General features: G+C 64.4%; 12 protein-coding genes. 9 read left to right on the top strand and 3 right to left on the bottom strand.

What is annotated here, in order from left to right:
- Positions 1-946 precede the first annotated feature (946 nt).
- The 6 genes from AC08OP_RS11465 to AC08OP_RS11440 all read left to right on the top strand — a co-directional run bounded on the left by AC08OP_RS11465 (position 947) and on the right by AC08OP_RS11440 (position 6,761).
- A complete protein-coding gene (locus AC08OP_RS11465) occupies positions 947-1,105 on the top strand; it encodes a hypothetical protein (protein WP_476614179.1) in 159 nt (52 codons plus the stop codon).
- A gap of 148 nt (positions 1,106-1,253) precedes the next feature.
- Complete coding sequence (locus AC08OP_RS11460) at positions 1,254-2,045, top strand: phytanoyl-CoA dioxygenase family protein (RefSeq protein ID WP_476614178.1); 792 nt, start codon at positions 1,254-1,256, stop codon at positions 2,043-2,045.
- 90 nt (positions 2,046-2,135) lie between these two features.
- Complete coding sequence (locus AC08OP_RS11455) at positions 2,136-3,338, top strand: hypothetical protein (protein WP_476614177.1); 1,203 nt, start codon at positions 2,136-2,138, stop codon at positions 3,336-3,338.
- Positions 3,335-3,931, top strand: coding sequence for an aspartyl/asparaginyl beta-hydroxylase domain-containing protein (locus AC08OP_RS11450; RefSeq protein ID WP_476614176.1), 597 nt, complete (start codon positions 3,335-3,337; stop codon positions 3,929-3,931). Before AC08OP_RS11455 ends, AC08OP_RS11450 begins: the two co-directional genes overlap by 4 nt.
- Positions 3,931-5,907, top strand: a complete 1,977-nt coding sequence (locus tag AC08OP_RS11445; RefSeq protein ID WP_476614175.1) for a YcaO-like family protein — start codon at positions 3,931-3,933, stop codon at positions 5,905-5,907. The genes AC08OP_RS11450 and AC08OP_RS11445 overlap by 1 nt, the downstream gene beginning before the upstream one ends.
- The gene (locus AC08OP_RS11440; RefSeq protein ID WP_476614174.1) at positions 5,904-6,761 is read left to right on the top strand and encodes a sulfotransferase family protein; all 858 of its coding nucleotides are present in this window, start codon (positions 5,904-5,906) and stop codon (positions 6,759-6,761) included. The genes AC08OP_RS11445 and AC08OP_RS11440 overlap by 4 nt, the downstream gene beginning before the upstream one ends.
- A gap of 220 nt (positions 6,762-6,981) precedes the next feature.
- Here AC08OP_RS11440 and argS read toward each other — a convergent pair whose 3' ends face one another.
- Positions 6,982-8,880, bottom strand: a complete 1,899-nt coding sequence (gene argS / locus AC08OP_RS11435; protein ID WP_476614173.1) for an arginine--tRNA ligase domain-containing protein — start codon at positions 8,878-8,880, stop codon at positions 6,982-6,984.
- A gap of 592 nt (positions 8,881-9,472) precedes the next feature.
- Here argS and AC08OP_RS11430 point away from each other — a divergent pair.
- Positions 9,473-9,958, top strand: a complete 486-nt coding sequence (locus AC08OP_RS11430; RefSeq protein WP_476614172.1) for a nucleoside deaminase — start codon at positions 9,473-9,475, stop codon at positions 9,956-9,958.
- Positions 9,959-10,122: 164 nt separating this feature from the next.
- Here the strand turns inward: AC08OP_RS11430 and AC08OP_RS11425 are convergent, their stop codons facing one another.
- On the bottom strand, positions 10,123-10,338 hold the full coding sequence (locus tag AC08OP_RS11425) for a DUF397 domain-containing protein (RefSeq protein WP_476614171.1): 216 nt from the start codon (positions 10,336-10,338) through the stop codon (positions 10,123-10,125).
- On the bottom strand, positions 10,335-11,198 hold the full coding sequence (locus AC08OP_RS11420; RefSeq protein WP_476614170.1) for a helix-turn-helix domain-containing protein: 864 nt from the start codon (positions 11,196-11,198) through the stop codon (positions 10,335-10,337). The genes AC08OP_RS11425 and AC08OP_RS11420 overlap by 4 nt, the downstream gene beginning before the upstream one ends.
- Positions 11,199-11,542: 344 nt before the next feature.
- Here AC08OP_RS11420 and AC08OP_RS11415 point away from each other — a divergent pair, with 344 nt between their 5' ends.
- Positions 11,543-12,157, top strand: a complete 615-nt coding sequence (locus AC08OP_RS11415) for an ATP-binding protein (RefSeq protein ID WP_476614169.1) — start codon at positions 11,543-11,545, stop codon at positions 12,155-12,157.
- 47 nt (positions 12,158-12,204) lie between these two features.
- On the top strand, positions 12,205-12,738 hold the full coding sequence (locus AC08OP_RS11410) for a hypothetical protein (protein ID WP_476614168.1): 534 nt from the start codon (positions 12,205-12,207) through the stop codon (positions 12,736-12,738).
- Positions 12,739-12,788: the final 50 nt, after the last annotated feature.

Below are 12,788 nucleotides of genomic sequence, written 5' to 3'. Positions count from 1 at the left end.
CGCACCGCCGACGACAACCCGAATCGACTACACCACGCAAACCGGCTGAAGGTTTGCGTACTCCGCCCCGCTGGGCAAGGTCGGCAATCGCCAATCGGGATCTCGGAGCACGCGGCACCACGGGCCGGGCGGGCACGCCCCAAGCTGCCAGCTCATCGAGCACGCCAGCGCCACCCGGCCACTGCTCCTGGTGTGGTCTCGCAGGCGCCAGTGACTCCGGCAAGGGCTGTCGGGTGCCTACAGGTCGGGACTCGCGCTGGCAGCATCAGCGGCTATGCCGGACGCTTCGCAAGTCGGGCCGGCCGCTACTGGCAGACTCGGCTATCAGAACTTGCTGAGGCTTCCCGGCGCGCGGTCAGCCAATAGTCCTACGGCTTGCGGGTCACGCCGATGACATGAGCGCTTGTTCCGAGCTGACTTGGACCGAACGTGATGACGACCGCCGCATGCGCCTCACGCCTGAGCGCAGGGGGCACCGTCCTACGTGGTGCGCGCTCAAGGCCGGCAGCATCGACGGGTCCGCACCGAAACCCTGCGCCCACTGTCCGGACGGCGGTGGACCCCTCCCGCTGGCTGTTCGCGGTCCCGACGCCGGCCGAGGTGCCCCTGGCCTCGCCTCTCCGCCGCGGTCGTGTCGGCGAGTTGACCACGTGGATCGACGCCTTCGACCAGAGCCGCATCAGGTCCGAGCAGAACGACACGGGAGGTCGATCACTTCTCTCGGCAGACAAATGATCATCCGGTGGTGCCGTGAACAGCGCATTCACCCCTGCAAGCCCCTGATCTTTACGAGCGGCGTCGCTCTGAATCCGGAGTGCCCAGGGGGCTATCGCAGCCATCTAGCGCCAGATGGCACGCCGAACCCCTTGACAGTGCGCGCCGCGTTGGTCACACTGCGAATTAAGTGTGGGCCAGGACAATGCCAACTCCGATCGCGGGGGTAAACATGAGCACTGCGGCGATCACCACAGCCCAAGAGGCGGTCATCGACATCCCGCTTCCCACTGACACCTGGCACGAACTCGTCGACGAGTCGGTCGAGTTCGAGGTTCAGACGGTCTCCATCGACGGGGGCCACTTTGGAACCACTTTCCGCCGCTGCTAGTCGCGGAAGGCGGCAGATGGGATCCTGAGGATTTCAGGTCCCATCTGCCTGTCCGCGTCTTTACCTGCGGAGCTATTCGCCTGCGGAGAAAGCCCTCTTGTTAGCGCCGATGGGCCTGGCCGGAACAATCCGGGGGATGGATCGGACTATGGGAGATCTGGCTTTTGCGGTGGCAAAACTCGGGCAGCTTCGGCGTCGGAGCATCACGCCCGCATTGACGCGTGACGCGGACATCCTGAGAAATCTCCGCCGGGACGGCATAGCTCTGATTCCCCGCTTTGTCGACGGACAGGTGGTTAGGGCCATCAGGGCAGAGGTGCACAGTAACACCGATCTGCTCGGCGAGGCCGTCCATCCTGATATCGCAAAGCGGAATGCCCGGCGCCTGCTTCTCAATCCGCGAAGCCACGTTCCGAGTTCGAAGCAGGTGTTTGACGACAGCCGTATCCGCGATATCGCGCGAGCCTACCTCTCACCTCATGCGGTGCCGGACAGAGAAGCGATCCAAGCCAAGATCGTGGTTGGCGAGGAGAGCATCGTTGACCTTTACCACATCGACGAGTGGCGCCCACTGCTGTCCGTGTTCGTCTACTTGGCCGATGTCGGATCCGACAACGCCGCGATGGAGTACCTCGTTGGTAGTCATCGATGGTCGCCGTGGAGGATCCGCCTGGAACAGGATTTCTTTGAGTACTACCGCAAGCGCGCGGATGGCCAGTACGCGAATGAGGAGAGCGCCTACGCCGGATGTATCCTGCCGACTCAGGCACGGAGACTGAGGGCACGACACAACTGGCGGTCGATGTCCTGCGACGGACCCGCGGGTACCCTCGTCGTCTTTGACAATCTGGGGCTGCATCGCGCGCGTCCTCTTCTCAAGGGGTCTCGCTTGCTGCTTTCCTCCTATTGGCAGCTGCCGGAGGAGGGGAATCTTGGGTAGCCGCTTTGCGTAATTCAGACGCCTTGCGCCCGTCCGACAACGGCCGCCGATAGGTTACGATAGTTTTCTGTGCGAGCTGATCGGACGGACATGGACACAACCGAAGCTCGAAGCGAGGAGGCGCGAGAGCGCCAGCAGCTGATCAATAGGATCACCCGCCGGGCTTGGCTGGATAAGGATTTCCGCCAGCTGCTCGTCGACGATCCGTCGGCTGCGGTGCTGGCGGAATTCGGTGAGATCCCGGCTCTGTTGCAGGGCTTCACGCTCCGACCTGCTTCGGTCGACCGTGCCGTCCTACGCGAGCGGGGCGACCGCCAGACTCTTCGGATCAGGCCCAAGTCCGGCGATCGGCCGATCAGCCTCGTGCTGCGAAGATTCTTGGGCGAGAAAGAGCTGATCGCGGTCCTCTACACCCGACGGTGCGCGTTCGCCTGCACGTTCTGCACTCTGCCGTCCGCCGGGGCGATTATCGATGTTTCCTCGGCAGAGTTGGCCGGCCAGTTGGATGCGATGACCGAATTCGTTCGGAAGGAACAGGCAGGCCAGATAGCTCGGGTGGCGCTCGGCAACGAGGGTTCCTTCCTCGACGAACGCACGCTCCCGATCGGACAGCTTGGATCGGCGATGGCCGCCGCGCGTAGCATTCCCGGTGCTAGGGAGATCATTCTGGAGACCCGCCCCGAGTTTGTCACGCCGATGACACTAGGTACGGTCGACTCGCTCAAGGGGGACTGCACGGTCGCTTTGAAGATCGGCCTTGAGAGTAGTGACGACCGTCTACGCAATGACATTCTAGGAAAACGGATGTCGTTGACGGACTTTGAGGCTGCCGTCCGCTATGCAAGCTCTTTTGGCTACGCTCTTGAGAGTTACGTCCTGCTGAAGGCGCACCCTGAGCACACTGACGCACAGGCACGTAGTGAGGCCATCGAAACGTGTGAGTACATCAAGCGGGTGTGCGCGGAACACGAAGTCAGGCTGACGTTGCGCGTCAACTCGATGTACATGGCAGCCGGCTCACCTTGGGCAATTCGGGCCAGGGCTGCGGGGTGGACCCCGCCCTCGGTCTTCGACATCGCCGAAGTGATGTGGGCGGTCGGGACAGATCAGGTGCGCGTGTTCGCCGGTGTGTCCGAGGAGGGCTTGGCCACACGCGATGGCCATTTCGTCGCCCGTGAAGACTTCCAGAAGTGGGCCTTGCACGCGCTTGAGGAGTACAACAGCAGCGGCGACCGCAATCTGCTGGCGAAGGTCGCGCAGTTCCGGGCGGGCAGCGCCGGGGACCGGGAATGATTACGCACCAACGACCGGTCGGCGAAGGTCGGTTCGCCGGCCTGATGAAGGATCTTGGCCCGGTCCCGCGAGCGCTGATCGCAGAGCTTCGTGAGCGTGCGGTCGCGTTAGGCGAAACCTGGCCTCAGGCTGGCGCGAGGTTTTCGCGGAGGAACGAGGGTCTCGACAACATCGCACTGATGTTCCCCGCAGACTACCCGGCGTCGCACCTGAACTCTAGGCCGACGGAGCACTGGGGCGGGTGGTGCGACTGCGTCATACCGCTGATCGACCTGGTCGCGGACCGACTTCGCCTCGAATCGTACCGACCGGCGAAGGTGATCCTTTCCCGTCTCAGGGCGGGCGCTGTCATCGCTGAGCATGTCGACCTGAACCAGTCCTCGCAAGTCCCCAACAAGATCCACTTGCCAGTAATTACGTCGCCCCAGGTGACCTTCACTGTCGAGGACAGTCGGTATCACCTAGAGCCGGGCCGGGCGTACGAGATTAACAACTTGCGTCGGCACGCCGTCTACAACTGTGGTGATGTCGACCGCATTCATCTGATCATCGAGGTATACCCACACGCTCCGCTGGGCCAGCATCGCCGCTGATGACGATGGAACCGAAGCTCGCACTCGACGTTGATGTCTTCCTGGTTGGCCGGACGCTGCTCCTCCATCGCCGCGGTGGCCCCGTCGTACGTTTCCGCGCGACGCCGTCCGCGCTGTCCGCGGTAGCTCTCCTGGCCAGCCCTCCAACGAACACGCCTTCGTTGGAAGCCGGGAGCCCGCAACGAGTCCATGAGACCATTGCCGCCGCGCTGGACCGGGCAGGTCTCCTGGCGCCAACGCCCTTCGACGAGCCAGGCCCCGACTGGAGCCAGGATGTCGGACACGGGGCTCCGCAGCTCAAGCGGGCACGGATCAATCGGCTTCACGACGAGTGGGAGCAAGAACCAGAATCCAACGAAACTGTCCTGTTCTTGGTGGAAAGCTGGGCCGATCTGATTCTGTTCCATCCCCCCGACGTTCCGACCGCTCGGGCATGGGCTGTATGCCGACTCCGCGGAGGCACAGTCCAGGTGTCTGCCCCGCTTGGCGGACCTGAGCAGGTGATGTGCCGGGACTGCCTGCGGGGACGCGTGATCGGCCACGACGACGTTCTGCGAGCTCTTTGGCCGAGCCTGTCCAGTGGCGCCTGCACGAGGCTCACTACCGGTGCGCCGCCGTCGCGGGCCGCGATCGAGTTGGCACGATCCGCTTTACGAGCGATCATCTCCGACGGCCGCCCGGGAATCCTGCACGCGAGTGCGGTCGAGGCCGCTAACACTCTGCATCCTGTCGTGGCGTACGCCGACTGCGGGCATGGACAGCCTCCTCACCGCGTTTCGAGGTGGCCGGGCGAACCCGCTGCCTCCAAGCTGGACCTGCCGGCCGGGTTGGCTAGGGCATGGGAGAAGCTGAGGTCTCTGCTCGGCTCGGTCACCGGCCTGGTCGAGGCTCCGAGGTTGGTCAAAGAGTGCGAGACACCCATTCCCGTGGCCACAGCGCGCTACGCCGATGCCAGCGGTGAGGGCTCAACCGTCGAGGTGGGACCGGACGGGGCGATCACCCACGGCGTGAACCCCTGCCGGGATGCCTTCGGCAGTGGGCTGACAGCGCCGCAGGCCATTGCTCGGGCCGCTCTCGAAGGACTGGAGCGATACTGCACGTTCCGGCAGCCGCAGGATCCGATCTTGTCTCGCGGGCAGGCCCTTCCGACGCTGGCTCACCTGTGCCCCGCACGAAGAGTCGTAATCTCAGCGGGCGAGGACCTACAGTGCTGCGCGGAGGAGGAGTGGGTCCTCTGCTCCGTATCTGACGGTGCGTCAATGATGGCCGTGCCTGCTGAACGTTGCTACCACCGGCACCGTCGGCCGACGCCCGGCGGCGCCACGGGGATGGCCGTGGGCGAGACGCGCGATGATGCCGTTGTCGCGGGCTTTCTAGAATATGTCGAGCGAGAAGCTGTCAATGCGTGGTGGCGCGAGGCCCGAGTGGGCACGAGGATTCCCCTCGACCGGGTCGAGGATGAGGTCGTGGAGATCATGACCTCCTACCACCGACGCGCTCGCGCCCGTTCGCTGTTCGCACTTCGGGTACCGTCGCCCCTGCCGGATGTCCATGTCGTCGTCGCCGCGTCCAGCCTGGCCGAACTCGGATTTCCTCTGCTGGGCATGGGTGCGGGCCTGAGCCTAACAGATGCCACGGCCAAGGCGCTCCGGGAAGTAGCCCAGGCGTTCGCGTTCCAGAGGGCGGAGCAACGAAAGTGGGCTGCTGTGCCTAACGGAGCCGTGCAATGGCTTTTGGCTCAGGCCGGTGCACCCCAACTCGAATGGGACGAGCGGATGCCTGCGAGAATACAGGGAACGGACGGTCTGATCCGCGTCGGGGATATGGCCCGCAATGCGGGTCGGATCCCTCTAGTTTTCGACTACCGGCGACCGGAGGTGCCGTTCGCGTGCGTGCGGGTACTGGTAACGCCAGGCCCCGGCGATGACCTCACTCGCCTGACTGCCCCGTCCGGGTGGGGGGACCTGCCCTGGTGAACGAACCGGAGATCTTCGTCGTCGGGTCGGCCCGCGCCGGCACGAGCACTCTGCGTAGCTACCTCGCCGAACAGCCGCAGCTGTTCGTGCCCTCCATTCTGGAGCCCCGCTATCACGTCAGGGATGCCCTGGAAACGCTCCACGGACCGGCCGACCGCGAGCTGCCGGATCGCATTGTTACGTCCCACGACGACTACCTCGCCCTGTACCGTGCCTGCGCGCCGGACCAGCGTGGCGTCGAGGTGACACCGGCCTATCTGTCGTCGTCGAGCGCCGCGGAGTCGATCCGCCGGAGCGTACCCGACGCGAAGATCATCGCTGTTCTTCGACACCCCGTCGAGCGCGCCTTCTCAAGCTTCCGGCTTGAGCGGATGGACGAGACGGAGCCAGAGTCCGACTTCGGTCGCGCACTTGCTCTGGAGGAGCGGCGGCGGGCAGCGGGGTGGAGCTACGTATGGCGCTATCGGGAACGCGGCCTCTACGGCCAGCACCTTCTGCGGTACGCCCAACTCTTCCAGCCTGAACAGATGCTGGTCCTCCTGTACGAGGATTGGGAGCGCGACCACGGCCGGCACCTGTTGGCGACTGTCTTCGAATTCCTCGGCGTGGAGCCGATGAAGTTGGCTGGGCCCACACGTGTGGAAAACGCCGCGTCTCCATTGCAGTTCAAGGCTCGCGGCCTCACCGCACCGGAACTCGATCTTGCGACCGCCTTGGAACTTCGCGACTCATACCAAGCGGACTTCGATGTCTTGGAGGGCCTTATCGGTCGGGACCTGACGCCGTGGCGTGAATGGAAACCGGTTATCAGGCCGATGGTCAACGGCCTCGAAACCTCTATGGTCATCGGATAGCAGGCCCGCACTCGTGAGTGCCCAGACCCGGCTACAGTAGCACCGACCAACTTCACTGGGCACTCTCGACGCCTCCAACGAACGGATCGCCAACGACCTTCGGAGCCTTGAGGAATGACCTGGCTCTCAATGTGACCCTAGCTAGCGACACGCAACGCACATGCGATAAAGGTCTGATGACCTCAGAATTCGCGGCACGCCGTCTTCGGGGTGCTACACGTCAGATCTTCGGGGGACACTCGACGTGGCAGAGACGCAGCCCGTTAACCAGCGTGTATTGAACAGCCTGAGTGATCATCAGTCGAAATTCGTTGGCGGTCTCGCCCTCAAGGACCGGCGAGGTCGTATAGTAGGAATTGTAGAGTGCTGCCAGATCCAGTAGATAGCGGACGAGAATGGCCGGGCTGTCCTCGCCTGTTGCTCTTGTAATCTTGCTTGGCAGCTCCTGCAATTTGAGAATGAGCTGCGCCTCTTGGTCGCTGACCTCGAAATGTGTCAGGTCAACCAGGCTCGGCACGGGCTTGCCCCATTTCCGTAGAATTGCCCGTGCGCGGCATGCAGTGTAGACGACATACGGTCCTCCTGACTTCTCGAAGGCCGTCAGGGTCGGAGAAAGATCTCCGCGAGCCATGGCGACAGTCGTCTTCATGTCCTGCTTGAGGTCGTTGAAGACGAGCGAGCCGACCGCCAACTGCTGGGCGGCAACAGAGAGTTCCTCCTCCGTCATTGTGCCGCGCTCCGCAGACCTCTTCCAAAAGTGCTCGAATGACATCTTCAGTAGATCGTTCACTCCGGCGACGCTGTCTCGGCTTGAGAGCTTCCGGCCAGTCTTCTCATCGACGTAGAAGCCGAAGTAGATGTGCCGGAGGTCCAGTTCGTCACGGCTTGCGATGCCCAGGACCTCGACAGCTTGAAAGAGCCGCGCGAAATGGACGCGCTGCTCTTGGCCCACGACATAGTAGATGCCGGACGGGTCGAAGATGTCACGGCGGAGCTTGATGGCTCCGACGTCGCGTGTCGCGTAGATGCTCCGGCCATCCGACCTCCGGACCACGAATCGCTCGTTTCCTGGAAGAGGAACGACGATGGCTCCGAGATCCTTCCGAGCGAACTCCACAGTCCGGTCGCGAACGGCGGAAGTGATCTCACCGGCAGACATGGCCTGCTCGATCCTGGCGATTTCCTCGCGCAGGCGACTCTCTGTGAACTCGAATGCCCTGCCGTCGCGCAGAGCGGTCTCGATCACCTCATTACCGGCCAGGAAGTAAAAGCTTTCACCGATCGTGAAGTCGATGTTGATGTCGAGTGCTTCGTAGAAAGAACGAAAATCTGCAAGGCTCCAGTCCACCATCTTGGACCAGAGTTCCACCTCCTCGGAGTCTCCGCCCTCCAGCCTCGCAAAGCGGGCATCCGACGCCTCCACGTAACCCTTGAACGCAGACTCAAGAGCCTCCTTGCTGTCCACGCCCGGGAAATAGCGCTGGAGCACGGCGGCGTCCGATTCGCTGGCACCGCCCAGCCCTCCGCCGGAGGCAACCACCCTCTCCAGCGCGCGGCGGATGGCGTAGATCTCAAGCAGGCGATCGTTCTCGGTCATGGTCGCGGGGAACATATCGCCGAAACGGCGATACCCCTCAAACATGAAACCGAATCCGCCGAAGTCATTGATGTGGTTCAACCGGTATACGAGCGCACCGCATGCCTGGTGTAGGTTGCCGAGTACGTGCCCAATGATAGTTGATCGGACGTGTCCAGCGTGAAGCTTCTTCGCGACGTTCGGCGACGAGTATTCGACGATGAGTGTCTGCCTGGCAGCACTATCGTTCTCGCCGAATCTATCGCCAAGATTGTTGATCCTCTGAACGGCCTGCGCCAGCCAGTCATCGGAAAGCGTGAGATTGATGTAGATGCCCTTGGCGGTGGCCTCGGAAATTACTTTCTTGAGCTCCTCGACCTGTAGGGCCTCGATGGCCCGCGGAATGTAGGTCTTAACGAACTCCTTCGCGCCCGCCTCTTTGAGGAGCATCGGCATCTTAACCGTCACATCGGCGCCGAACTTCTCTCGGGAGATCAACTCGATCTCTGCCGTGAGATCGGAACGCGCAAACTTCTCCTGCAATGCTTGCGTGACGATCGCACTTAGCCTTGCCAGCGGATAGTCGCGTGACGAAGGAAAGGTCGCGGGGCGAGACCGGCGAACCTGGTCGCGGAGATCTTCGATATCACGCCTACGCGTGGAGGTCACCTGGGCAAGCATATTCACGGCTCAGAGTTTATCAGGGCGGCGTGGATTGGCTGGTGGAGGCGGTGTTTGCCCGTTTCTCATGTTGGGCGTTGGGCTTCGTGCGGACGATTTCGTGGCGGTTCGTCGGCACGGTGGCCGGGCTGGCAGGGCCGATCCGAGCCCTCAGTCGGAGCACCGCTCGGCCTCGGTCCGCCAGTGCCCTGTCCGACTCGGGCGACGACGCGTGCAGCGGTTGGGCCAGCACGCAGCCGACGAGGCCCTCGGCGGTGCTGGTCAGGCCGCAGGCCGGGAAGGCGCCGATAGAACTTCCACCACCCCTCTCCTCAAGCGACCCAGCCGACGCAGGTCTTCACACTCCGTGAAAGTAGCGGACGTCACACCAATCGAGGCTTCTGATCGCTTCCGGACTCTCTCGGACGTCCGTACCCCTTCGCACCTCTGAGCCGGCGATCGGCACAATGGGGCCGTGCCGATCCCCACAGCCCAGTACGAGCCCTGGATGCGCCGCGCGCTGGAACTGGCGAAGACCCTCCCCGACCCCGGTGCCGACGACGCACCGGTCGGCGCGGTCATCTACGGACCGGACGGGGCCGAGATCGCGGCTGCGCACCATGACCGCGAACGGACCGCGGATCCCACCGCCTATGCCGAGATCCTCGCGCTCCGCCAGGCAGCCCAGGCGCTCGGAACGTGGCGGCTGACCGGCTGCACCCTCGTGACCACTCTCGAACCAGGCACCATGTCCGCCGGCGCGATCGTCCTCGCCCGCGTACCACGCCTCGTTGTAGGCACCTGGGACAGGTATAACGGCGCCGTCTGCTCCCTGTGGGACGTTGTGCGCGACCCGCGCCTCAATCACTTCGTCGAAGTCATTCCCGAAGTACTCAAAGATGAATGCGACGCCCTGCTCGACGCCTACCTTGACGCGCCCAGCAACCTGACCAGCGGCTGATCACTTCGCAGTCTGCACAGGCCGTTGCTTGTGAGCCCGTCGCTGATCGGTCATCGGACTGACCAGCGACGGGAACTGCCGGACGCGCATCAGACGCGTGAGACGGGGCGAAGGCCAAGCGTCGCAGCAGCCGTCACGGGCAAGAGGATTTCGATCTCGCTGAGTCAGGAGTCGAACTCCCCGTCCCGTACGCCCGCGACGAACGCTCTCCACTCGGCCGCCGTGAAGACGAGGATGGGGCCGCTGCGGTCCTTGGAGTCCCGGATCGCGCGTCCCCCCTCCGGCAGCGTGGCGACTTCGACGCACGCCCCGTTACCGTTGGTGTAGCTGGACAGTTGCCAGGAGAGATCGTCCCGGCCAAACTCGATCTTGCTGGTCATGAGTGCTCCCTCGACAAGCTCGTGATCATCTCGGCGGAGGCGCTGGGGTTGAGCGCGAGGGCTCGGAGATGGTCGAGCTTGTCTCTATACTGCCGCACCTCGTCGGGCTTCTCCACGTACAGACTGCCCGTCAAGACCTCCAGGTAGACGACTTCTGGATCTTCGGCGTCGGGGAAGCCCAGATGTGTGAAGGAGGTCCCGAGCGCGGCGTGCCCGCCGACGTCGAACGGTAGTACCTGGATCGTGATGTTCGGCTGGGCTCCGACGTCGACTAGGTGCCTGAGCTGGGCGTTGAGCACGTCGCGTCCGCCGATCGGTCGCCGGAGTGCGGCTTCGTCGAGCACGACCCACAGCCGCGGTGGCTGTGGCCGGCTGAGGCGCTCTTGGCGGCTCGTTCGGAGGGACACGCGGCGGCGCACCTCTTCGTCCGGAAGCTCCGGCGACGTCGAGCGGATCACGGCGGCGGCATACTCCGGCGTCTGGAGCAGTCCTTCCACGAGGGAGGTCTGGTAGGTGTTGATCGACGATGCGTCGGCTTCCAGCCCGATGTAGACCTCCAGCCAGCGCGGGACGACGTCGCTGAAGCTGCGCCACCAGCCCTGTCGACGTGTCTCCTTGGCCAGCGTGAGGATCGCTTCGCGCTGGTCGGCGTCCTCCACTCCGTAGGCAGTGAGGAGATCGTCGACATCGACGGCGCGGACAGCGACCCGTCCGTTCTCGATTCGGCTGATCTTGGCGTCGGACGCACGGATGGCTCGCCCAGCCTCCTCAGCGGTCAGGCCGGCAGCCTCCCGCAGCCTGCGCAGCTCCACCCCCAGCCGACGGCTGCGCACCGTCGGCCCTGCTGACGACTTCGCCACGCTTCCTCCGCCACTGGACACCCGTACCTGATCGCAGTCTGCCACCGGCCGTTGCTGGCCTGTTGACCTCTACATCCATCGTAAGCGGGCCTGTATGTGTACTTGCATTTAAAGGCACACGGCGCCATCATCACGCTTCGAGGGCGCTCCGGTGCAGTCGGGGTCGATCACTCGCCCGGGGTTCGTCGCACCGGGGCGTCCTCCTCACAGTCCGCTGTCCCCGCCGGACGTACCGCCGCAAGGCAAGGCCCGGCGGGGACAGCACTAGGCCAGCGACGACGGGCAGGGATGATCTTGTGTGCCATGTCGACCGGACACCGGCCAGACACGATCAGGGGCTCGGCATGACAGCGGCCGACCCGTCGCCGGTGGTCCGGGTGGCCGTGGCGCACTTCCTCCCGACAGCCGCCGCTGTCCCCGAGGTGCGCACGAGCACGGTCCGCACGCTCACGGAATGGTCGGTAGACCCGGACGCCGTGAGCAGCGCCGAACTCGTCGTGTGCGAATTGGCGTCGAATGCCGTGAAGGCGAGCCATCCGGACGACGTCGTAGCCATACGGCTCACCGCCACGAGCGGAAACGTCCTTATCGAAGTGTGGGACGGCAACGACACCGCTCCCCGCATCAAAAACCCGGACGTGTTCAGCGAGGACGGACGCGGCCTGCTGATGATCGATGCTCTGTCGCGCCAATGGTCGTGGTACAGGGTCAGGACCGGCGGAAAAGTCATGTGGGCCGAGATTCCTGGCGGTTTGCGCACCGCGCCGCCGCCGACGCAGGCCGCTACACCGATGCCGACGCGGCGGCCGAGGGTCGGGCCGGAGCCCACGGCGCCGGTCGTCTACCGCACCGACCCGGAGACCCTGCGGCGGGTCGCTGACGCCCTGCGCGCGCTGGACCCGTGGCACCGGACCCCCTCCGGCCGCCGCTCGCCCGAAGCCGTGCCACACCGGGCCTGACGCATCACAGCCTGACCGGGAAAGGGGGGAACATGGGGCGAGCTGGTATGCGAGCAGAACGGAACGCGCTACGGGTCCACCTGCTGCATGCGGGAATGACGCAGGCCGAGATAGCAGATGAGTTCATCCGACGTTACCGGCTCCGTCCCCGCACCGCCTTCCGCCACGCGCACGGCTGGACGCTGATACAAGCCGCCGACCATATCAACGGACAAGCGGCCCGTCTCGGCATCGACCCGGACGGCAGGGCTCCCATCACCGGCCCCTATTTGTGCGAACTGGAGCACTGGCCGGATACTTCCGCACGGCGAAGGCTCACCCCACAGATTCTCGCGCTGCTGGCGACCGCGTACGGAACCGACCTCCACACGTTGGTGGACGCGCACGACCGCCTACGGATGCGGCCCGCGGACCGGCTGGTGATCGACGCCATGACGTGCGTGCGCCAACCGGCCGCGTGCCCCCGCTGCCGCCGCCGGGAACCAGCGACGACGATGCCCAGGATGCCGAAGGCGCGGCCGGACGCGCCGGCGTCGTCCGGGAGTCTCGCTGTGTCGGCATACCCCCTGCCCATCGGGTAGCCGTACCGGTCCGCGTGCCGGTCCCCTGTATGAGCGGCGACCGCCCGCCG

This window comes from Frankia sp. CeRuru1, from assembly GCF_977966315.1.
This window is presented reverse-complemented; position numbering and strand designations above follow the sequence as displayed.

Excerpts from the sequence above, each read along its gene's own strand:
- AC08OP_RS11455 (WP_476614177.1), top strand. The coding sequence starts at position 2,136 with ATGGACACAACCGAAGCTCGAAGCGAGGAGGCGCGAGAGCGCCAGCAG.
- AC08OP_RS11425 (WP_476614171.1), bottom strand. The coding sequence starts at position 10,338 with ATGACCAGCAAGATCGAGTTTGGCCGGGACGATCTCTCCTGGCAACTG.
- AC08OP_RS11450 (WP_476614176.1), top strand. The coding sequence starts at position 3,335 with ATGATTACGCACCAACGACCGGTCGGCGAAGGTCGGTTCGCCGGCCTG.
- AC08OP_RS11465 (WP_476614179.1), top strand. The coding sequence starts at position 947 with ATGAGCACTGCGGCGATCACCACAGCCCAAGAGGCGGTCATCGACATC.
- AC08OP_RS11445 (WP_476614175.1), top strand. The coding sequence starts at position 3,931 with ATGACGATGGAACCGAAGCTCGCACTCGACGTTGATGTCTTCCTGGTT.
- AC08OP_RS11410 (WP_476614168.1), top strand. The coding sequence starts at position 12,205 with ATGCGAGCAGAACGGAACGCGCTACGGGTCCACCTGCTGCATGCGGGA.
- AC08OP_RS11460 (WP_476614178.1), top strand. The coding sequence starts at position 1,254 with ATGGGAGATCTGGCTTTTGCGGTGGCAAAACTCGGGCAGCTTCGGCGT.
- AC08OP_RS11415 (WP_476614169.1), top strand. The coding sequence starts at position 11,543 with ATGACAGCGGCCGACCCGTCGCCGGTGGTCCGGGTGGCCGTGGCGCAC.